The following is a 19492-nucleotide window of genomic DNA, read 5'->3' on the forward strand; positions in this document are numbered from 1 at the left end:
GGTGGGTGTCAGCATGTCTGTCGAATACTACCTCCTCAGCACAGAGTAGGCAATGATAAGTGTCATCATCTGTGTAACGTGACTCTGGATCCATTACCTCGGAGCCATCAACCAACTGCTCGCTTGGTGTGTGTATCGCTATGAACATGAGTTGGATTACTGGATATCCGGTGGTGCAAGGTTTTTCATCGAAAAGTCGGATCTCGGAACATATCTTCCGGCGAGCTCGGCGAGTTCCCTTGTACGCTCGATATCGGCCAAGTTGTGCCTGAGCAGTGGTGCCCATTCTGCCTGCTCAAATGCTGTAACAGCGGCTTTACTATCGTCGAATGGATCATAGCTTACATCACCAATGAGCATGTCGTAAACTCCTACCAAGTCGCGCACATCGTTTGTGTCGAAACGACTGATCGCATCCATCATGTCGGCGTAGGGAATTTCGCGGAATGGCCATGGAATATCGTTCCGGAGACATGCAGATCTAAGAAATGGAAGGTCAAATCCACCCTTCCAAACTTCTCCATTGTAGGCCGTCAAATAGTGCATGTCGCCATCAATAGCTTCATCAACGAATTGTGCAAGGGTCTGTAGTAGCACCTCTTCGTTATCAACGACTCTGAGTTCAGTCGATTTGTTTGTATACTGACCCAGCTCATCTCTAAGGAGACCACGATCAGCAGGGCGACTTTGAGTGTTGAGAACCAACCAATTCCGAAGTTGGTGTGAGAATCCTGCAACAGTCACTACAGATCCCTCTTGAAGTCCTGACGTCTCAATATCGAAGGCGACTGGTGCGAGATCTCCCATACCGATCTATACACCATCCACTAACATAATTGTCTGCAAACCCGAGTGAAAGTGGTTCTAAGACGTTCTACCCGAACATTCAAATTCATCCGGGCTTGGATAAGTCTGACTTCTATTCCGAATTCTGGGAAGCTCACTAATCATACCGCCAATAACAGCATTTCCGAGTGATTTGGTCGAACGTTTAGGAGTTGGATTACAGAAGGTGAAAGTAATGTCTTCTACTGGCTGTCATCAAACGGTACTAAGTCCCGATGGCGAAACGATATTGGGAGATCTTCGTCTGACTCTATGTTCAGAAGAATATATGAGTATGAATCTGTGTTCCGTTTGGTTTCTGTACCAAGGTCATCTGTGAAGACTTCAAGGACCTCACAAATCATGTTATTATACTTGGAGTCTGGATCGGCAGACTCGATGTATATCTGTACTTTTTCTCCAACAGAGTATGGCTCACTTGCAGGCTGGGGAATATCTTCCATTGGTTCGTGTTGACCAGCCAAGCTGCATCAGTCCTTTGTGAAATGTCCGTGAAGTTGAGAACCTCCCCAGCTGATCAACGATGAGGTAATACGATGGCTGAGTAGCCGAAACCGTTTAGAGCGGCTTTTCGAACACCGAATTCCGTACTCCACGAGACTCCCCTTATCCTATCACTCTTCGGACTCGGACACGGTTCTCCTCAGATGAGATAACGCTAGAATACATACAACTGCTACATTCTACGGGCGAGACCCGTTTCTGAATCTTGTTGTCACTCGTGATAGTAGCATACACTATCCGGAAAGAACACTGTGCGACGGCAGAGATCGCTCGCTGTAGCTTCTTCACCGCAATGATACGTCGGGTTTTCATGCTGTTCTGAAAGGATGAAATACCGCTGAGTCAGGGAGCGTCCTTGGTGTGTGTCTGGGAAGCCCATAACTTGGCGGATAATGTTTCCCTTGAATCCCTTCTCGGCTAGTATCTTTCCGAACGTCATCCGCAGATTTGCCCCCGAGATGGTCTTGTCGCTACCGGCGCGCTTCCCAATATTCTCCAACCGATGGTTCACCGTTGCGGGCGTACAGACTCGATCGTGTGTGGCGAAGTATGTCTCTATGAAGTCAGCGAACTCCGGTTCAGGTACTGGCACTCGTCGTGGTTGGAGTGTGCCGTTCAGCGACCAATATCCGTCTCTCAGGTGCTTGCAGTCTCTACATGGGTGGCCGCCGCCGCTGGTCGTTCGTCCTTTCCGTCCGGGACTCACGGTACACTCGGTACGATCACCCGGGACACGGACGAAGAGACGACTGCCGTCCCACTCCAGCCACTCCGAAGTCATGTGAGCGAATGTCCCAGGCTTCAAACCGGTCAAGAGGAGCCCTTCGCCTAGAAGACGGTCTTTGTGGTCTCCGTCTCGGCTAGCTTTCCTGAACGCATTGACGCCGTCGTCTGTGAGCGGGAGCGACTGTCTGCCTGGGTAAACCTTCAGCTGACGGTCACTGAGGTTCTCAGGAGGGTCACCACTTATCATCATACTCATCCTGGACGTCCTCCCCAGCGAACTTGATGTACTTAATCGCTTCTTCGAGGTTCGCATGTCCCATGAGCGCCTTGATTTTGTGAGGGCCGAAGTCTTTTTTCGCCAGAAGCGTGCCGTACGTATCACGGAGATCGTGGGCGACCACCCGCCGTTCGAACCCCGCCCGTTCGGCGATACTCTTTACGCGGTTAGTGATCGTCCCCTGTGCCGCGACATTTTCGTAGAGGTCGAAGTAGCTGTTCAGGATATGAATGGTGTCATCATCGCGGACGGGGATCGGTCGGACACCTGCCTCGGACTTTGGCGTAAAGTCCGCACCTGCCGGTGCCCAGTACTTCTCTGCCCGGTTTCGGCAGTGGAAGCACGGAACACCAGTCGGATTCGTGTCACCCCCGCTTCCGTTTCCGGATCCGAGTGTGCACACCTCCCCATAGGGAATTTCGACGTGAGGACGCTCGTTCGGCCCGTTACACCACCATGATGGCGTCATATGTGCCATTGCGGCGGCACGGATTCCAGTTGAGGTAAGTGTTAGACCAATGAGCTCATCGAGGACGTCGCCGTCCTTAGCAGCCTCTCGAAACCGGATATACTGTGACTTTGGGGCCGGTCTGAACGTCCCGGTCTTATCACGATCGCCTGAGAGTCCTAACGGATTGTATGTCATTCCTGGCATGTTGGTAAAGTTACTTCACAGGGCCAATGCCATAAATGATTGCAAAGTTATCCCGCTAACCGGATATTCTCAAACTCTTAGCGGTAGTTACTATGCAGTAAACACGTAACTCCAGCGAAAATGGCCGTTTTGTCATATTCACAGTGTGCAGCGTAGATTCACAGCACGACCATATCGGGGTTAAGGATTCGGTGTCTCCCGGGATATCTTATCGCGCACCCGGTGCTTCACAGGGTGAAAATGGGCAAAGGGTCTTGTTGCACTCCGGATTTAGCAATCGGGAGGTTGTCATACAACGGTTCTTCTGGCCGTTCTTTGCTACCCTGATTCGCTCAGTACAGTCAAAGTACTGAATAGGACCTTGACAGCAAATTCTTATTCGAGATGCGTGGCCCTCGCAGGGCGTATTCACTCCGATGGGGCAAACACTTCCTGTGAGGAGTTATTCTTGATTGAGATCGGCTTCTAACTTGACGATCTCAGTATCAAGCTCGTCTTCGTCGATGTCCTTCAGTTGGAAGTCGTCTCTGTTGGTGTGCTTGTCGTCGAACATCGTCTCTAGCTGGTTGAGGCTCCCGACGTACCGGCGAAGGTCATCTCGGTGATCAAGCGCGTGATAGTTCCTGCCCTCGGTTTTCCCGATCAGTCCGTCGTTGTTGAGTCGAGTGAGAGTCGCTGTGACCGTCGTGTGTGGAATGTCGAGCCGATCTTGAATACCGTCGGTACTGAACCTATTGCCTGGGTTGCCGTAGAGGACCGCTACGATGTCGGATTTCGCAGTCCCTGGTGTAAGATCGATATCTGCGTCGTGTGTGTCCGAGGGATCTGGCATGGGCTGTAGTCAATTGTACGACATGGTGTAGTAACTGGTTTTCGACCATTTTTATTGGGATTCCTCACGGACGATGTTCCCGACATTCATTTTCCTCAATCATAGTCTTGCAGCCCACAATGACAACGACTGAGAAACTCGCAGATGGACTGAGCAGAATCCTCACCCCAAGTGGCCCTGAAAACAACTCCCTTGTGAACTGTTCTATGATACCCTATAATCGGCGTTGACCGGGGCCATTCACTTATAAGGGAACATCAACAATGGAATTTTGATAACCGCTAGGTGGTGTCTAGATAGATTGGTGACTTGGTCGTGGGAGGTCCGTATAAGTTTGAATACTAAGCCGTGTTCCACACTACGACTGTGTCTTACCGAGTGTATTTACGTATGAGGTTTATTATATCAGAGTATGGGTGATGAGTCAGTGACCTCAACGAGTATTACCATAGAGGTTAGTCCTCCAAAGTATCAGGCGACCATTGATAAGCAAGCTCGGAAAGCCCTCGGTGTTGAAGGAAAGGAGTCTGTGCTCCAAGCTGATCTGACGTTAAAGAGGGTCCTCAGTGAAGGAGGTGACAACTAAACCTGTCACTAGGTTCGGCGAGGAACCGGGGGCGTTGGCCCGCCCCCAGAACACGGACTCACGTGGATCACGGTGTGGTCCTTGGCTGGTTCTTCGTCAACAGGCGCAATAGGACTTTCGTCCGATGCGACCTGGTGCCCCTTAGTAGTAACTTGGGAGGTGATGAGCGGTGAGTGTCGATAATTTTGATGGTGACGGAACAGGGAGCCAACCATCAATCATCTACGCCTTTGATGGTGGAGACGAAATCCGCGAACTCTCCCGTTCGGGCTATGGCGAACCTGGCCCGTCACCGGGTGATATTATTGAACGAGAATCTACCCGCTCAAACCCCACGGAATGTTTACCAGAACTTGAACTCCCTGGTAGCCGTGGCCTCAAAGAGGACGACTGCGGAGAAGAGATTCCTGTCTTTGCATGTAATCAATGTGGAAAGCCAAAATATCTCGGTCGCTGTTGCGCTTCACCAGTTTGTGAGCGGGATTGGCCTGCAGCGGTCAAAAAGAAAGCAGTCCGCCTAGCCGGAAAACTAGATGCATTGCGGCGTAAAGTCTATGCTAGCTATGATGGGAAGAAGAACGTCGATTTCAACCACGTTGTGGCTTCGCTGCCTGATTTCCTCGTTGACTCTCAAAATCCGATGCAACGGGCTTACCTAGTACTGAAAACACTCCTCGAAGAGAACTGGCAGGTTGATGGGTTCGGGGCAGTCTATCACCCATATCGGATTAAGAAGGAATACAGAAAGGATCAGTACGAACACGGTGGGAAAGAAGGTAATGGAGATATGACCTGGTCTGATGTCTTGTCAAGTGACGACCCTCTGGAGTATGTGAAGTACTCCCCACACTTTCACCTCTTTTTCCCTGCAGTCCGGAAGTCGTTCGATTATCTGGTTGCTGAAGCTGTTGCTAACCAGTCTGGTTGGGTCTTCCACCGGATCACCCAAGGGAACGACAGCAACATCTCAGTGGAAGATTTGGAAGGTCTTGTTCATCAGGTGACCTATGCTTTCTCACACGCTGGTGTTAATGAGTGGTCGGCTGACCGTGCTGAGCTCACTAGCGTGATGAAGGGAGATTTACATAATATGAGTGTCTCTGATGAAATACACGCTGAGTGTCTGTCTCACTTCTGTGAGGCTGCACCGAACCTACTGGGGACACAGTTCGCCGATCTTGACGAGGCTACCTGTGATGCAGAAATTGCTGGAAGTCCTCCTAAGGAGGATCAACGTACAGTCAACAGTGAAGGTGCGTCTGACGAGACAGATTCTGAATCGCCGTCTGCACAGGAGAGTGAGGGTGTCAGAGACTCTGAAAGGTCGGTGAAAGAAGAGAACTGCGATGAAGAAGGCGAGACTTCATCCACTGATAGTAGTGTTGGCTCCTCGGAATCAAGTGAAACGAACCTGACGTCTGCACGGGACAGAGACACCCACACTTCGAGCAATGATACGTCATCTGCAGCGTCGTCAGATTCCTCCCCTCAACAAACACCCATGGAACCCACTCCAGATGATGCGAAAGGTGTTCGTGATGATTCACCAGAGCATCCTTTTGTAGATCATAGGGTACAATGTGAGGGTGAACTGGTGCCCATACGGGAAGCCGCGGAGCTGCTTGATGATAGCGAGTGGTGTGCGAAAGCACCTCATGTTTCTGGCTTGCGTACAGCTGTCAAAGAGTGGAGCCGGCGAACTAATGGGGAGGATCACTTGAGGTGGGTCAATTCGGGACAGGATCGTTCTCCAGCGGTGATTCAGCTCTACTGACTCTCACTTGACCAGAGGCATCACTATCCTGAACAATATGAGCCGCTAAATAGGAACCTGAAGACCCGGTCTGATGGTGTGATAGTCCAGAATGGTATTACGGTCAGATGCCTTTCGGGTTTTGGTTGGGGGTTGTCGCAATAACAATTGAATCTATAATTACCCACCCACCATGTGTTAGATGACCGGTGGACCTCTCGGTGTCTGAAGTTTAATCTGGGCCATACTGATGGAGGTGATCCAACCCTGCTCGTGGGTCGTCTTCGACGTAAGTCTCCTCTGTTACTTTTATTGAAGAATGCCCCATCAACTTTGAAACTTCCCAGAGTCCAGCATCGGTCTCATTAACCATGTGAGTCCCAAATCCATGTCTGATGCTGTGAGCAGTTACCAACCATCGATTTGGGATCTTGTCTCCGTTATCGTCGGTCGGTGCATTGGCATCTGCGTATATTTTCCGATTGATACCAGCTTTATCAGCTGCTTGAATGGCGATCTCGTTAATTCGATCACCCGATAGTGGAGCGCCCTTCTCACCGACCAAAAGTCGCTCGTGGTTTGTTGTGGCTGCTTTTTCGTCCCTGTAGCCGTGTTCTAACCATTCGGTCAACAAGCCATCAAGTGAATGTTGATAAGCTACTACTCGCTTCTTATCGTTCTTGGCTACTGGCTCACGTACCGTGATTTCTCTTGTCTCTTGGTCAATATCACTAATTAATAAGTCTGAGGCCTCTCCTCTCCGCATTCCAGTTTGCCAGAGGAGCCTAATGATGAGTTGATCCCGAATCCGGTTTCTCCCAACATTTTCCTCCATCTGTCTGATCTCGTCTTGTGAAAGAGCGTATGTTTCCTCTTCTTCTAATTGACTGGATTGCTCCGAGCTTTTCGAAAACCCGAATATTTCGTCCTTTTCGTTATTCCACCTCTCGAAGGGATTTGATTCAGACAGATCCATCCTAACCAACCAGTCGTGAAATGCGTGGATCCTGTCCCACCGATATAGATCAGTTGTTCCATTAAACTTCGCAGCCAACGCTTGGCCAGTTGCGTTGGCTTGTCCGGGTGTCACGTCAGCCGGTGATTCAACTTCAATCTCATCCAGCCAGTGGTCGTACCATCGGAGATCCTGCTTGTAACGTCTGGTGCTTCCTTGGTCCCGGAGGTCCGGATCATCGTCGTCTGTCCCCGTTTCTAACTGTCCGATGTACTGTCTGATTGCGTTCCGACAGTCTTCTACGGACTTATATCGTGGAGGCAACTCAGGCACCCGATTCTTTGTAATATCGACGGACTGTACTTTTATCCTGGTTTTCTTCGCCTGACCCTGCTGATAGTGATTCATCCCCGACAGACACCCTAGGTGAGGAATCAGATGTGGAATCTGTATGACTTGATGACTCCCCAATCGACAAATTGTCGTGTCTTGGGATATCTGCCTCTGCCTCTTCGGTTGTATCTTCAACGAATCCTACATCAGGATAGTACTCCAACATTCGTGCACAGGCCCGCCTGACATCGGCGAGATCTTCGTCGAAATACTGTGCCCACACCTCCGGTGTTGAAATAGCTTGGGCTAAGGCTAGATCACTTGGCGTGTCGAATTGACCGACCTCATCGAAATCCGGCAGGTCATTTCCTGTGGAATGAACCGGCAGTGAAGAATAAAGGTCACGTGCTAACCGGTCAATTTTATCGTCATTTGTGACGCTCGAATCAATAGATAGCACATGTTCTTCAATCCGATCAAGCCGTTCTTCAAGTGGTGTGACTGACGTATCCACAGCACGGATAATCTCGTCCTGATCGACTGTCGCCTCTTCATCCCCGCTGTTCATATATCGATACGCTGTAACCCGGAAAAGGCGGCTTAGGCTATCGAATTCATTCTCTTCTCGTATGAACTCATCAAATTCCTCTCTCTCCTCCGGGGTGAGACGGATACCAACGATCTCACTTCGATCTGTCATCGTACTCTGGATTATGAACAGGACTGTGTTAAACGCTTGTATTACATCAAAAGGGAGAACCGCGTCATTTAACTACGCTGTGGACACGCCGCGTCCACGAATCCAGCCACCAGACTAGACATTTTTCACCGAGTCGCCCGATACCGGACGGTGAAGTACGTCTACCTTCGGTCGTGTAGTTTCCTGGGACTGTCGAGAGAACCATCGTCCGCTTCGTCGAACGGGTGACCGTTCGGCGATTTGCTCGATACGTGGTGCGAATTATTCAGTTGTCCGCCGTGTCTCGGTTACGTTCTCGAACTCAAACCGTGCCCCGCCAGCGGCACTCTCCGTCACCGAACACTCCCACCCGTATACGTCCGCCATCTCTTGGACAAACGTCAGTCCTAATCCCATCCCTCCTTCACTTTGCGAGGACGTGTAACCCGTCTCGAACACGGTCTTCTGTTCGTCCGGTTCGATACCACAACCGTCGTCGGCCACGTAGAAGCCAGTCGAAAGGTCCCCGACCGTGACGGTGACGCTGGCCCCGCCATGCTCCACGGCGTTCTCGAACAGATTCCGAAACAGATGGCGGATGTACGTCTCGTCCACGTCTATCGTCCGGTCGGTCGTCACGTCCAGCGTCGCCTCGGACGTGTCCGCCTCGTCCCACGCTTGTCTCGCCGCATCCGCAAGTTGCACCGTCGAACACTCGGAGACTGCCTCTCGTCCCCGTGCCACGAGTAACAGGACCTCGATCAAGTCTTCGATGCGGTCGAACGCTTCCGTGACGTACTCTACTGCTTGTGGCTGTTCCCCACGGGGGAGCTGTTGACTATAAATTTGGCCGATGTTGACCGGGTTCCGAAGTTCGTGTGCGAGGAGACTCGCAAAATTATCCAGTTGCTCGTTCTGACGTTCGAGCTGGCGTTCACGCTCGTTGCGCTCGGTCACGTCGCGCACGACACCGACCGTATCGGGGGTGGTGTCCTCCGACTCTGGAAGGGGTGCAACAGTCCATTCGACCTCGATTATCTCCCCAGACGCAGTTTGCAGCCTCGTCTCGTACATCTTCGAGTCGAACGTCTCTTCTGCGAGGTCGCGCTCCACCTCCTCGCGTAGTGCCGCTGCGTTCTCCTCCTCGGCCATGACGAACGAGGCGGGCGAGCCGACGAGTTCCTCGCGGTCGTACCCGACGAGTTCGGTGTAGGCGTCGTTCACCAGTATGAAGCGGTTGTCTTCGTTAGTAACGAAGATTCCGTCGTTGACGGTTTCGACGATGGTTTCGTAGCGTTCGAGTTGTTGGCTGTACTCTTCAGCGTCCACGGCTCGGGTTTGGGCCTGTCCATCGTGATACCCCATTCCGAGGCCGGCCACGCTGGCAAGTGCCGGGAGGATGAGGAAGTTCGCAAGCGGGTCGTTCAGTTCGGTGATGAACGAGATAAACAGGAGGATACCGACCATGACTTCGATGGCGCGGACACACCACCCGGCGACAACGTGGTAGAGGTCAGGACGGATGTCGCTCGGTGAGAGCCGATAGCCACCGTAGGAGAGCGCGAGACCGCTTGCGCCGACGAGCAACGAAATCATCAGCACGTCGTTGATTGTTCTGTCGCCGACGGCTGGCGTGACGGGGAAACCGGCGGCAATGACGATGTAGAGTCCCCCAAGGGCGAGGACGACGCGCCGTCCACCGACCTGTTCAATCCCACGTGCCAAGTACCCCATTGCTGTCTCCAAGCTACCAAGGGGTCATGATGGTTGTGGTTTCCTCCCTGCCACCTCGATTCGGTTATGTCTCCACGGCCATATCCCGAGAACCCGATTAATCCTATGTACTCATTCGTTCCCACACTGAGAGTGAGAGCCGTGTCATCTAACGTCCGGCGTAGAGAACGGTGGGACGGCCCACCGGACGCAATTTCTTTGCCGACCGTGGACATCCGGGCTCGCAACGACGGTCTGCGCGAAAAGAGTGAAACGGCGAGCGGCTCGCTCAAGCGATCTCGTTGAACTTCGGTTGCATCAGGAAGGCCCCGAAGAGCGGCACCAACAGTCCGATTGCGGCTACTCCGGGCGAGAGATCGTCGGTCACCTCGTTCGCGGTCTGTCCTATCTGCCACACCGCGTAGAAGTTGACGAACGGAATCAGGAACGTCAGCGTCCGCACACCGGGGCTGTAGCTGGCCCCGCTCGCCTCTTTCAGCTCTTTGTTCACTTGGTGAACGTAGTACAGCCAGTATAATCCGAACGTGATGCCCGTGAACACGAGTAGCTTGACCGGACTACGCTTCGTTACGCTGTTCGGGGTTTCCGCCATGACGAGAGGCAGGCTTATATCAAATTATTTTGACACTTTTGTAAAATTACGAACTAGTGCGTTACATTTTATTTCCGGCTATCAGGTAGGTCCCGTAGACCACCGACGAGCGAGTTATCCACCTCGACGTCGTACGGAACGACGAACGAGATGGCAGATCAGAACGCGATGCGAGACACGTTCCGGGTCTGGAACTTCGACGCGGTAGAGCGCGAGGTCGTCCTCCGGAGTTCCGACGACCAGTACGTCTCCGTGCCGCTTCCCGGGGAGAACGCGGACCTGTTCGAGCGGTTGGCAGACTCGTCGGGCACCGTGGAGGCGACACTCGTGGAATCGAGTGGGGCCGGTTCGTCGTGGCGAGTGGCCGAAATCCACGAAAACACCGACGGCGAGTAGCGAGCGTCGGCGACGGGTCCCGACGTTCGCCTCTCGTACATTTATATAGGAAGCCGAAACAAACCTCGCTCACGGAGAACTACTCGCCGTGGCACTACTCGACGCCTCGATACCCGACCTCCTGCGCCTGCTCGTCGTCCCCGTCTTCGGTTGGGCGGCGCTACGCGACGTGAAGACTCGCCGAGTTCCCAATCGGACGTGGTACCCTCTCGCCGCGCTCGCGGTCGTCCTGCTGGCCGTCGAGGGGTGGCAGGCGTGGACCGGTACCGCCTACGAAACTCGCGCGTTCGCGCTCCGGACTGCCATCAGTCTCGGCTTCGTCGCGCCGCTGGTCATCGCCTTCTGGTGGTTCCGAGCGTTCGGCGGCGCGGACGCGAAGGCCTTCCTCGTCGTCGCCGCGCTGTTCCCGACGTTCCCGACCTACGAGGCGTTCGGGTGGGTACTTCCCCACCAGCAGACCGCGGTCGGCGTGTTCTCGCTGACGATTCTGACGAACACCGTCCTGCTCGGTGCGCTGTATCCGCTCGGGGTCTTCGCGCGGAACGCCGTCTCCGGGCGGTTCTCCCCGGTGATGGTCGTCGGCAAACCGGTGTCGTGGAGCGCGGTGCCCGAGGAACACGGCCGCCTGCTGGAGACGCCCGAGGGCGTGACCCGCAACGGCGTGGACTTGGACGCGGTGCGGATGTACCTCCGGTGGCGCGGCCTGACGCTGACGGAGTTGCGCGAGGAGGCCGACCGCTTCCGGGACCCCGCGACCCTCCCCGCGGAACCGAACCCGCCGGGCGACGGGTCGGTCGGCGTCGAAGAGCTTCGTGCCGACGGTGGCGAACTCGAAGCACCGCCGGGAGAGACCGTCGCCGAGGCGGACGCGCCCGACGACGACCCGTGGGGCGCGGCGGCGTTCCTCGACGACATCGACCACGGCGCGTACGGGACGACGCCCGCTGGCCTCCGCGACGGACTCGACGTGCTGGTCACCGCCGAGGAGGTGTGGGTCTCGCCCGGCATCCCGTTCGTCGTCCCGCTGTTCGTCGGGACCGCCGCGGCGCTGACCTACGGCGACTTCCTGTTCGGGGCGCTGGCGTTCTTCGGGTTGGCGTAGCGTCGGCGGACGCGTCGGTCCGGTCGCGGAATCGGTCGTCGGTCGGTCGATTCCTCGAACGATTGTGAGAAGGGGAGAGACGGGTCTCGTAGCGTGAAGAGAACAGGTATCTCGTTCAAAACGGACTGTAGAGCGTTTCGCCGAACGAGAACGGTCGGCGGGTTATTCCTCGCCCTGCGTTCCCGCGACGTAGCCGGTGACGTTGCCGACGTTCATCGCTACCGCCAACACCGCGGCGATGACGAAGACGATGAGCGAGGAAATCGCGTTCATCTTCGGCGCGGTCCCGTACTTGATCATCGAGTACATCGACGTGGTGAGCACGTCCATCGTCCCCTTGACGAAGTACGCGCGGATGAAGTCCTCGAAGGACCGAATCCACGCGAACAGGAAGCCCGCGCCGATGGCCGGCGCGACGATGGGGAGCGTGATGTCCCAGAACGTGGTGAGCGGGTCCGCGCCCAAATCGCGGGCGGCCTCCTCCAGCGACTCGTCGAACGTGTAGAGTCGCGCGGTGACCATCAACAACACGAACGGGAAGCCGTAGACGCTGTGGGTCAGCACGACCGTCAGGAAGCCGGGCGTGATACCCAACAACGCCCGGAAGTAGATGAGCAGCGCGATGCCCAGCACGACCCCCGGAATCACCATCGGCAGGATGCCGAATGTCCGGTAAAATTCCTTGAAGGGGAAGTCGTACCGGGCGAGCGCGAAGCTCGCCAGCACGCCCAACACCGTGGCGATGGACGCCGACAGGGTCGCGATCTGGACGCTGTGGAACAGCGAGGTCATGAGCGCCCCGTCCGCGAACGTCGCGGCGTAGTGGGCCAGCGTGAACCCGCGGAACGGGAAGAACGTGCTGGCGTTCACCGCGAACGAGAGGAACATCATGACGAGGAGCGGAATCCAGAGGAACACGAGGAGCGCGCCGGCGACGGCCCATAGCCCGCGACTCAGGAGCCACTCCTTGGCGTTGTGGTCGAGCCGAAGCGCCCCGCCGGTCGTCTCCGCCGGTTCGTCGGCCGAGGTGCCGGTCTCGGTCGCCATCTCAGGCACCTCCCAAGTCCTCGATGCTGACGTACCGGAACGCGACGGCGAACGCCACCACGATGGAGGCGACGATGAACATCGACGCGGCGCTCCCGTAGCCGATGGCGTACAGCGAGTTGATTCGACTCTCGATGAGTTGTCCGATCATCAGCACCTTCCCCTGCCCGAGGAACCGCGGCGTGATGAACGCCCCCAGCGCGGGCACGAACACGAACAGGCTCCCGCTTATCATGCCGGGAAGCACCAGCGGGACGATGACGTCGCGCAGCGCTTCCGACCGACTCGCGCCGAGGTCGCGGGCCGCCTCGACCAGCGAGAAGTCCAGCCCGTCGAGGCTGGCGTACAGCGACAGCAGCATGTACGGGAAGTACGCGTGGGTCAGTCCGACGATGATGGCCGGCACGCCGTAGTTGAACAGCGTGACCGGGCCGCTGACGATACCGAGTTTGAGGAGTGCGCTGTTGATGACGCCGCTCGGGCCGAACATGAGATACCACGAGTAGGCCCGCACGAGGTACATCGTGAAGAACGGCAGCAGTACGAGGAAGATGATGACTTTGAACGTCGTGCCGCCGCGTCGCGCGAGCAGGTACGCGAGCGGGAACGCCAGCGCTAGGCACAGCACCGTCGTCACCGCCGCGATGAAGTACGACAGCAACAGCGAGTCGAAGAACGCGGTCTCCCAGAACGGCCCGTCGCCCGAGAACAACTGTCCGTAGTTCTGCAGCGTCGGCTCCCAGACGATCTGGTAGGCGTCGTTGACGTTCAGGAAACTGACCGTGACCATGAACGTCAGCGGCGCGGCCAACAGCAGGAGGAGCCATATCAGGCCGGGCGTGGTGGTGAGTGCGAGTTGGTTCCGTCGAGAGGCGAACTGGCTGACCAACCGCTCACGGAGCGATTCCGACCGCCGAGGTGTATCGACAGACATGGGGTCGAGTTACGCGGTCTTGACCTCTTCCCACGCCTTTATCCACGCGTCCTCCTTCTCGACCGCCTTGAACGGAATCATCTGTTCGAGCCGCGAGGGGTCGATGGAGCCGAACATCTCGTTCTCCTCCTTCGAGAGGTGGTTCTGGGTCTTCGGGTTGACGCTGGGCGAGTAGCCGACCTTCGCCAACTTCGCGCCGAGTTTCGGCGCGATGAACTCGTTGACGACCTTCCACGCCTTCTTCTTGTTGCTGGAGGCCTTCGAGACGACGGCGGATTCGAACCACGCGAGCGAGCCTTCCTTCGGAGCGGCCATCTTCGGCCAGTCGTCGCCGTTGTTCCACATCTCGACGATCTCGTTGCGGCCGGACTGCCCGATGACGAAGTTGCCCTGCCGGAGCGACTTGATGTAGGTCGGGTCGGCCGCGATGTAGCCCTGGAGCATCGGCTTCTGGTCTATCAGGGTCTGTTTGACCTTCTGTATCTGCTTCTCGGAGAGCGAGATTTTCTCTCCCTCGAAGGCGTCCCGATACCCGAGGTAGAGCGCCGCGGCGCTCATCGCCTTGAAGTGGTTGTCGTACATCACTATCTTGCCCTTGTACTGGTCGTCGAACAGCTTCGCGTAGGTGGGTTCGTGGTCGTCCACTTTCCGGGAGTCGTAGGAGTAGCCGTACCAGCCGAATCGAATCGGGACGCCGTACATCTTCCCGCCGCTGGTGAACTGGTTGTCGGCGAACCCTTTGAACACGTCGTAGGTCGAACTGTAGTTCGACACCACGTCCTCCGGAACCGAATCGACCAGTCCCGCGTCCATCATCTTCGGGACGTAGTTGTTGTTCGGCACCGCGATGTCGTACTGTTCGTTCTGTCCCGAGTTCCACGACGAGAACATCTTCGAGGACGAGGTGGACTTCGTGAACTTGACGTTCACGTCGAGTCGGCTCTCGATGTCCTTCTTCAGGTCGGCGTACTCCTCCCACGTCAGGATGTTGATGGTCGGCGTGCCGCCGCCACCGCCGAAGCTCCCGATACAGCCGGCGGTCAGTCCGACGGTTCCCGCCGCGCCGGTCGCCTTGAGGAAGGTCCGGCGGTCGTTACGATACTCGTTCGTCGCGTCCGATTGCTCGGCCCGCTCGCTTCTGTCACTTGGCATGTGATGTCAGGACAAAGAGCGGCGACTTAATTCTTACGTCAAACTTCCGTAGAGCCATAGAAATATTTGCCGTGTATTAGCAGAACACCCAAAAGTTTCAGTTGGAACTTATTAATGAATGCCAAAATTGCTGTCGTGACCGAAACTGTTTATGCGGAGCAGTCTGCAACCAGACGTATGGCAACCGGTAACGAGTCGCTGATACGTCTGGACGGGGTTCGCAAGGAGTTCGGCGACGTGACTGCGGTCGAAGAGGTCGATTTGACGGTGAGGCGCGGGGAGTTCTTCTCGCTGGTCGGCCCCTCGGGGTGCGGAAAGACGACCACGCTCCGGATGATAAGCGGGTTCGAGAGTCCGACAGAGGGGTCGGTAGTCCTCGACGGACACGACATGGAAGGGGTCCCGCCGGACGCTCGGGACACCAATCTCGTCTTTCAGTATCACTCGTTGTTTCCCCACATGAGCGTGGGGGAAAACGTCGGCTACGGCCTCGAAAAGGCCGGCGTGGACGCCGACGAGCGCGAGCGGTACGTCGAGGAGTATCTGGAACTCGTGGACCTCGACGGCTTCGAGGACCGGAATCCGGGCGACCTCTCGGGCGGCCAGCAACAGCGCGTCGCGCTCGCCCGCGCCCTCGTCAACGAACCCAGCGTCCTGCTGTTCGACGAACCCTTGGCCTCGCTCGACCGCAAACTGCGCAAGCAGATGCAGGTCGAGTTGCGCAAGATTCACGAGAAGACGCAGGGCGCGTTCTTCTACGTGACCCACGACCAGGAGGTCGCCATGACGCTCAGCGACCGCCTCGCGGTCATGAACGAAGGCCGCATCGAGCAGGTCGGCCCGCCCGAGGAGATCTATCGGAACCCCGCGAGTCCGTTCGTCGCGGACTTCATCGGCGACACCAACCTGTTCGAGGGCCGCGCGCGGACCGAGAACGGTCGCACGGCCGTCGAAGTCGGCAACGGGAGCGGGTTCTCGTTCACGTCCTCGGAGGAAGTGCGCGAGGGCGACGTGACCGTCTCCATCCGACCCGAGGACTTCTCGCTCGCGGAGAACGGCGACGCCACCTTCGAGGGCGAAATCGTCGAGCGGTACTTCCAGGGCGACCAGACCAACTACATCGTGGACCTCGGCGCGGAGGACCTCGCGGACGTGCAGGTCGTCATGCAGGGCCGTGACACGCCCATTTCGCGCGGCGAACGGGCGTCGTTCGCCGTCGCGGAGGACGCGCCGGTCGTCTTCGAGGCGTAGCGACGCGAGAGGAGGAGTTACTCCTCGTCGCTCTCGGTCCCGGCGACCATCCCCGTCACGTTACCGACGTTCATCGCTACTGCCAGCACCACCGCGATGACGAAGACGATGAACGACGAGATGGCGTTCATCTTCGGCGCGGTCCCGTACTTTATCATCGAGAACATCGAGGTCGTCAGCACGTCCATCGTTCCGCGGACGAAGAACGCCCGGATGAAGTCCTCGAACGACCGAATCCACGCGAACAGGAAGCCTGCGCCGATGGCGGGCGCGACGATGGGAAGCGTGATGTCCCAGAACGTGGTGAGCGGGTCCACGCCCAAATCGCGGGCGGCCTCCTCCAGCGACTCGTCGAACGTGTAGAGCCGCGAGGTCACGATGAGCAGGACGAACGGCAGGCCGTAGACGCTGTGGGTCAGCACTATCGTCCAGAATCCCGGCACGATAGTGATGCCGAACAGTTGCGGCAGGAGCGTCCGGAAGTAGATGAGCAGCGCGATGCCCAACACGACCCCCGGAATCACCATCGGCAGGATGCCGAAGGTGCGGTACGTCTCCTTCAGCGGGAAGGCGTACCGGGCGAGCGCGAAGCTGGCGAGGACGCCGAGTAGCGTGGCGATAGCGGCCGCAAGCGTAGCGACCTGCACGCTGTGCCACAGCGAGGTCATCAGCGCGCCGTCCGCGAACGTCGCGGCGTAGTGCGCCAGCGTGAACCCGCGGAACGGGAAGAACGTGCTGGCGTTCACCGCGAACGAGAGGATCATCATCACCGCGAGCGGAATCCAGAGGAACACGAGCAGTGCGCCCGCGATGGCGTACAGACCCCGCCCGAGGAGCCACTCCTTGCGCTGGTGGTCGAGGAGTCCAGTCCCCGTTCCCTGCTCGGTCGCGGGAGCGCGGTCGGTCTCCGTGCCCGAATCGGTCTCTGTCGCCATCTCAGACGCCCCCCAAGTCCTCGATGCTGACGTACCGGAACGCGAGCGCGAACGCGACGACGATGCTCAGGACGATGAACATCGACGCGGCGCTCCCGTAGCCGATGGCGTACAGCGAGTTGATTCGACTCTCGATGAGTTGTCCGATCATCAGCACCTTCCCCTGCCCGAGGAACCGCGGCGTGATGAACGCCCCCAGCGCGGGCACGAACACGAACAGGCTCCCGCTGATGATTCCCGGCAGGACAAGCGGGAGAATCACGTCCTTCAGCGTCGCGGCCCGACTCGCGCCGAGGTCGCGGGCCGCCTCGGTCAGCGAGAAGTCCAACCCGTCGAGGCTGGCGTACAGCGACAGCAGCATGTACGGGAAGTACGCGTGGGTCAGCCCGACGATGATGGCCGGTACGCCGTAGTTGAAGATGCCCAGCGGCCCGTTCGTGATGCCGAGTCGCATCAGCGTGCTGTTGAGGACCCCGCTCGGGCCGAACATGAGATACCACGAGTAAGCCCGCACGAGGTACATCGTGAAGAACGGTAGCAGCACGAGGAAGATGACGACCTTGAACGTCGTACCACCCCGGCGCGCGAGCAGGTACGCGAGCGGGAACGCCAGCACTAAACACAGCACCGTCGTCACCGCCGCGATGAAGTACGAGAGCGCGAGCGACTGGAAGAACGCCGTCTGCCAGAACGGTCCCTGACCCGCGAACAACTGGTTGTAGTTCCCCAGCGTCGGCTCCCAGATGATCTCGTAGGTGAGCGTATCGACGCTCGTGAAGCTGACCGCCACCATGAACGTCAGCGGCGTCAGCAACAGGAGGAACAGCCAGACCAGCGCCGGTCCGGAGGTTATCCCCAGCTTGCTGGCTCGCGAGGTGAACGCGCCGACGAACTGCTCGCGCGCGGACTGGCCGCGCTCGGAAGTTTCGGTAGCCACGTTACGCGACCTTGATTTCCTCCCACGCCTGTATCCAACTCCGCTCGTTCTCGACGGCCTTGAACGGGATGAAGTCTTGGAGCTTCTGCGGGTCGATGGCACCGTACAGGTTGTTCTGGCGCTGGGTCAGGTACTCCTGAGTCGCGGGATTGACGCTGGGCGAGTAGCCGACCTTCGCCAGCGTCGCGCCGAGTTTCGGCGAAATGTACTCGTCGATGACCTCCCACGCTTTCCGCTTGTTGTTCGAGGCCTTCGAGACGACCGCGGACTCGAACCACGCGAGCGCGCCTTCCTTCGGCGTGGCCATCTTCGGCCAGTTGTCGCCGTTGACTTTCATCTCGACGATTTCGTTCCGCCCCGACTGGCCGACGAGGAAGTTACCCTGCCGGAACGACTTGATGTAGGTCGGGTCGGCCGCGATGTAGCCCTGCAACAGCGGCTTCTGGTCTATCATCGTCTGCTTGACCTTGTCTAACTGCTCCTGAGAGAGGCTGACCTGCTTCCCTTTGAAGGCGTCCTGCATCCCGAGATAGAGCGCCGCCGCGCTCATCGCCTTGAAGTGGTTGTCGTACATGACGATACTACCGCTCAAGTCCGTCCCCTGGAACTGGTCGCTGAACAGAATCTCGTAGGTCGGTTCGTGGTCCGGAATCTTCCGGGAGTCGTAGGAGTAGCCGTACCACCCGAACCGAATCGGCACCCCGTAAGCGTCGCCGCCGCTGGTGAACTGGTTGCTCGCGAACTGCTGGAACGTATCGTAGATGTTACTCTGGTTCGACACCACGTCCTGCGGCACCGGAGCCAGCAGGTCCGCGTTCATCATCTTCGGGACGTAATTGTTGTTCGGGATGGCGATGTCGTACTGCCGGTACTGCCCGGCGTTCCACGACGAGAACATCTTGGCCGACGACGTGGACTTGGTAATCTGGATGTCCACCCCGACCTGCTCTTGAATCGGTCCCAACAGTTGCTCGTCGCCGTACTCCTCCCACGTCAGGACGTTGAGCGTCGGTCGTTGGGCCGAGACCGTTCCGACGTAGTTCGGCAGTCCGACCAGTCCGGCCGCGCCGGCCGCACCGCTGGCCTTCAGAAAGCGCCGCCGAGAGTTGTCGCTCGTTTCGGTACGACTGCTGTCGCCGCTTCGTGTCATTTGGTATCCCCCACCAGGTCGAGAGTCGGGGGAAACAATCATAAATGTTTATGCTTTTTGTGGAGTTCGCCGGATTAATTTCGATGATTGCGACCGCAGACGCTCGTCGGCCGAAG

The 19492-nt window shown here is 57.2% G+C and carries 19 protein-coding genes; 4 read left to right on the forward strand and 15 right to left on the reverse strand.

What is annotated here, in order from left to right; translation table 11 throughout:
- Window positions 1–156: 156 nt before the first annotated feature.
- The 5 genes from M0R88_RS06250 to M0R88_RS06270 all read right to left on the reverse strand — a co-directional run bounded on the left by M0R88_RS06250 (window position 157) and on the right by M0R88_RS06270 (window position 3840).
- A complete protein-coding gene (locus M0R88_RS06250) occupies window positions 157–807 on the reverse strand; it encodes a hypothetical protein (RefSeq protein ID WP_248651665.1) in 651 nt (216 codons plus the stop codon).
- Between the two features lie 221 nt (window positions 808–1028).
- Window positions 1029–1289, reverse strand: coding sequence for a DUF8139 family protein (locus M0R88_RS06255; RefSeq protein ID WP_248651666.1), 261 nt, complete (start codon window positions 1287–1289; stop codon window positions 1029–1031).
- Window positions 1290–1561: 272 nt separating this feature from the next.
- Window positions 1562–2332, reverse strand: coding sequence for a site-specific integrase (locus M0R88_RS06260; RefSeq protein ID WP_248651667.1), 771 nt, complete (start codon window positions 2330–2332; stop codon window positions 1562–1564).
- Window positions 2310–3008: a tyrosine-type recombinase/integrase gene (locus tag M0R88_RS06265; RefSeq protein WP_248651668.1), complete on the reverse strand. Its 699-nt coding sequence runs from the start codon at window positions 3006–3008 to the stop codon at window positions 2310–2312. Before M0R88_RS06265 ends, M0R88_RS06260 begins: the two co-directional genes overlap by 23 nt.
- A 442-nt stretch (window positions 3009–3450) precedes the next feature.
- On the reverse strand, window positions 3451–3840 hold the full coding sequence (locus tag M0R88_RS06270) for a MarR family transcriptional regulator (protein WP_248656093.1): 390 nt from the start codon (window positions 3838–3840) through the stop codon (window positions 3451–3453).
- 755 nt (window positions 3841–4595) lie between these two features.
- On the opposite strand from M0R88_RS06270, the gene M0R88_RS06275 reads away from it, so the two are divergent.
- Entirely contained in the window at window positions 4596–6200 is a 1605-nt protein-coding gene (locus M0R88_RS06275) for a hypothetical protein (protein ID WP_248656094.1), read from the forward strand.
- Window positions 6201–6411: 211 nt separating this feature from the next.
- On the opposite strand, the gene M0R88_RS06280 is transcribed toward M0R88_RS06275, so the two are convergent.
- The 4 genes from M0R88_RS06280 to M0R88_RS06295 form a co-directional block, all read right to left on the reverse strand.
- On the reverse strand, window positions 6412–7467 hold the full coding sequence (locus M0R88_RS06280) for a tyrosine-type recombinase/integrase (protein ID WP_248656095.1): 1056 nt from the start codon (window positions 7465–7467) through the stop codon (window positions 6412–6414).
- The gene (locus tag M0R88_RS06285; protein ID WP_248656096.1) at window positions 7460–8167 is read right to left on the reverse strand and encodes a hypothetical protein; all 708 of its coding nucleotides are present in this window, start codon (window positions 8165–8167) and stop codon (window positions 7460–7462) included. Before M0R88_RS06285 ends, M0R88_RS06280 begins: the two co-directional genes overlap by 8 nt.
- A 261-nt stretch (window positions 8168–8428) precedes the next feature.
- Window positions 8429–9880 carry a PAS domain S-box protein gene (locus tag M0R88_RS06290; protein WP_248656097.1) on the reverse strand — a complete coding sequence of 484 codons (1452 nt, stop codon included), beginning with the start codon at window positions 9878–9880 and terminating at the stop codon, window positions 8429–8431.
- Window positions 9881–10148: 268 nt separating this feature from the next.
- Entirely contained in the window at window positions 10149–10472 is a 324-nt protein-coding gene (locus M0R88_RS06295; protein WP_248656098.1) for a DUF4234 domain-containing protein, read from the reverse strand.
- Window positions 10473–10622: 150 nt separating this feature from the next.
- On the opposite strand from M0R88_RS06295, the gene M0R88_RS06300 reads away from it, so the two are divergent.
- Together M0R88_RS06300 and M0R88_RS06305 are read left to right on the forward strand one after the other, a co-directional pair.
- Entirely contained in the window at window positions 10623–10868 is a 246-nt protein-coding gene (locus tag M0R88_RS06300) for a hypothetical protein (protein WP_248656099.1), read from the forward strand.
- A gap of 88 nt (window positions 10869–10956) precedes the next feature.
- On the forward strand, window positions 10957–11970 hold the full coding sequence (locus tag M0R88_RS06305; protein WP_248656100.1) for an A24 family peptidase: 1014 nt from the start codon (window positions 10957–10959) through the stop codon (window positions 11968–11970).
- 162 nt (window positions 11971–12132) lie between these two features.
- On the opposite strand, the gene M0R88_RS06310 is transcribed toward M0R88_RS06305, so the two are convergent.
- Genes M0R88_RS06310 through M0R88_RS06320 form a run of 3 tightly spaced genes read right to left on the reverse strand, consistent with a single transcriptional unit; the run spans window position 12133 to window position 15103 of the window.
- On the reverse strand, window positions 12133–13017 hold the full coding sequence (locus tag M0R88_RS06310; protein ID WP_248656101.1) for an ABC transporter permease: 885 nt from the start codon (window positions 13015–13017) through the stop codon (window positions 12133–12135).
- A 1-nt stretch (window position 13018) separates the two neighbouring features.
- Window positions 13019–13951 carry an ABC transporter permease gene (locus tag M0R88_RS06315; protein WP_248656102.1) on the reverse strand — a complete coding sequence of 311 codons (933 nt, stop codon included), beginning with the start codon at window positions 13949–13951 and terminating at the stop codon, window positions 13019–13021.
- Window positions 13952–13960: 9 nt separating this feature from the next.
- Window positions 13961–15103 carry an ABC transporter substrate-binding protein gene (locus M0R88_RS06320; protein WP_248656103.1) on the reverse strand — a complete coding sequence of 381 codons (1143 nt, stop codon included), beginning with the start codon at window positions 15101–15103 and terminating at the stop codon, window positions 13961–13963.
- Between the two features lie 177 nt (window positions 15104–15280).
- Between M0R88_RS06320 and M0R88_RS06325 the strand changes: the two genes are divergently transcribed.
- Entirely contained in the window at window positions 15281–16354 is a 1074-nt protein-coding gene (locus tag M0R88_RS06325; protein WP_248656104.1) for an ABC transporter ATP-binding protein, read from the forward strand.
- 17 nt (window positions 16355–16371) lie between these two features.
- Here M0R88_RS06325 and M0R88_RS06330 read toward each other — a convergent pair whose 3' ends face one another.
- Genes M0R88_RS06330 through M0R88_RS06340 form a run of 3 tightly spaced genes read right to left on the reverse strand, consistent with a single transcriptional unit; the run spans window position 16372 to window position 19376 of the window.
- Window positions 16372–17289, reverse strand: coding sequence for an ABC transporter permease (locus M0R88_RS06330; RefSeq protein ID WP_248656105.1), 918 nt, complete (start codon window positions 17287–17289; stop codon window positions 16372–16374).
- A gap of 1 nt (window position 17290) precedes the next feature.
- Window positions 17291–18226 carry an ABC transporter permease gene (locus M0R88_RS06335; protein WP_248656106.1) on the reverse strand — a complete coding sequence of 312 codons (936 nt, stop codon included), beginning with the start codon at window positions 18224–18226 and terminating at the stop codon, window positions 17291–17293.
- Between the two features lies 1 nt (window position 18227).
- Window positions 18228–19376: an ABC transporter substrate-binding protein gene (locus tag M0R88_RS06340; protein WP_248656107.1), complete on the reverse strand. Its 1149-nt coding sequence runs from the start codon at window positions 19374–19376 to the stop codon at window positions 18228–18230.
- Window positions 19377–19492 lie beyond the last annotated feature (116 nt).

The organism is Halorussus gelatinilyticus (assembly GCF_023238445.1).
Taxonomy (GTDB): Archaea; Halobacteriota; Halobacteria; order Halobacteriales; family Haladaptataceae; genus Halorussus; species Halorussus gelatinilyticus.

Excerpts from the sequence above, each read along its gene's own strand:
- M0R88_RS06320 (WP_248656103.1), bottom strand. The coding sequence starts at position 15,103 with ATGCCAAGTGACAGAAGCGAGCGGGCCGAGCAATCGGACGCGACGAAC.
- M0R88_RS06300 (WP_248656099.1), top strand. The coding sequence starts at position 10,623 with ATGGCAGATCAGAACGCGATGCGAGACACGTTCCGGGTCTGGAACTTC.
- M0R88_RS06270 (WP_248656093.1), bottom strand. The coding sequence starts at position 3,840 with ATGCCAGATCCCTCGGACACACACGACGCAGATATCGATCTTACACCA.
- M0R88_RS06340 (WP_248656107.1), bottom strand. The coding sequence starts at position 19,376 with ATGACACGAAGCGGCGACAGCAGTCGTACCGAAACGAGCGACAACTCT.
- M0R88_RS06290 (WP_248656097.1), bottom strand. The coding sequence starts at position 9,880 with ATGGGGTACTTGGCACGTGGGATTGAACAGGTCGGTGGACGGCGCGTC.
- M0R88_RS06325 (WP_248656104.1), top strand. The coding sequence starts at position 15,281 with ATGGCAACCGGTAACGAGTCGCTGATACGTCTGGACGGGGTTCGCAAG.
- M0R88_RS06330 (WP_248656105.1), bottom strand. The coding sequence starts at position 17,289 with ATGGCGACAGAGACCGATTCGGGCACGGAGACCGACCGCGCTCCCGCG.
- M0R88_RS06250 (WP_248651665.1), bottom strand. The coding sequence starts at position 807 with ATGGGAGATCTCGCACCAGTCGCCTTCGATATTGAGACGTCAGGACTT.
- M0R88_RS06285 (WP_248656096.1), bottom strand. The coding sequence starts at position 8,167 with ATGACAGATCGAAGTGAGATCGTTGGTATCCGTCTCACCCCGGAGGAG.
- M0R88_RS06265 (WP_248651668.1), bottom strand. The coding sequence starts at position 3,008 with ATGCCAGGAATGACATACAATCCGTTAGGACTCTCAGGCGATCGTGAT.
- M0R88_RS06255 (WP_248651666.1), bottom strand. The coding sequence starts at position 1,289 with ATGGAAGATATTCCCCAGCCTGCAAGTGAGCCATACTCTGTTGGAGAA.
- M0R88_RS06315 (WP_248656102.1), bottom strand. The coding sequence starts at position 13,951 with ATGTCTGTCGATACACCTCGGCGGTCGGAATCGCTCCGTGAGCGGTTG.
- M0R88_RS06310 (WP_248656101.1), bottom strand. The coding sequence starts at position 13,017 with ATGGCGACCGAGACCGGCACCTCGGCCGACGAACCGGCGGAGACGACC.
- M0R88_RS06260 (WP_248651667.1), bottom strand. The coding sequence starts at position 2,332 with ATGAGTATGATGATAAGTGGTGACCCTCCTGAGAACCTCAGTGACCGT.
- M0R88_RS06295 (WP_248656098.1), bottom strand. The coding sequence starts at position 10,472 with ATGGCGGAAACCCCGAACAGCGTAACGAAGCGTAGTCCGGTCAAGCTA.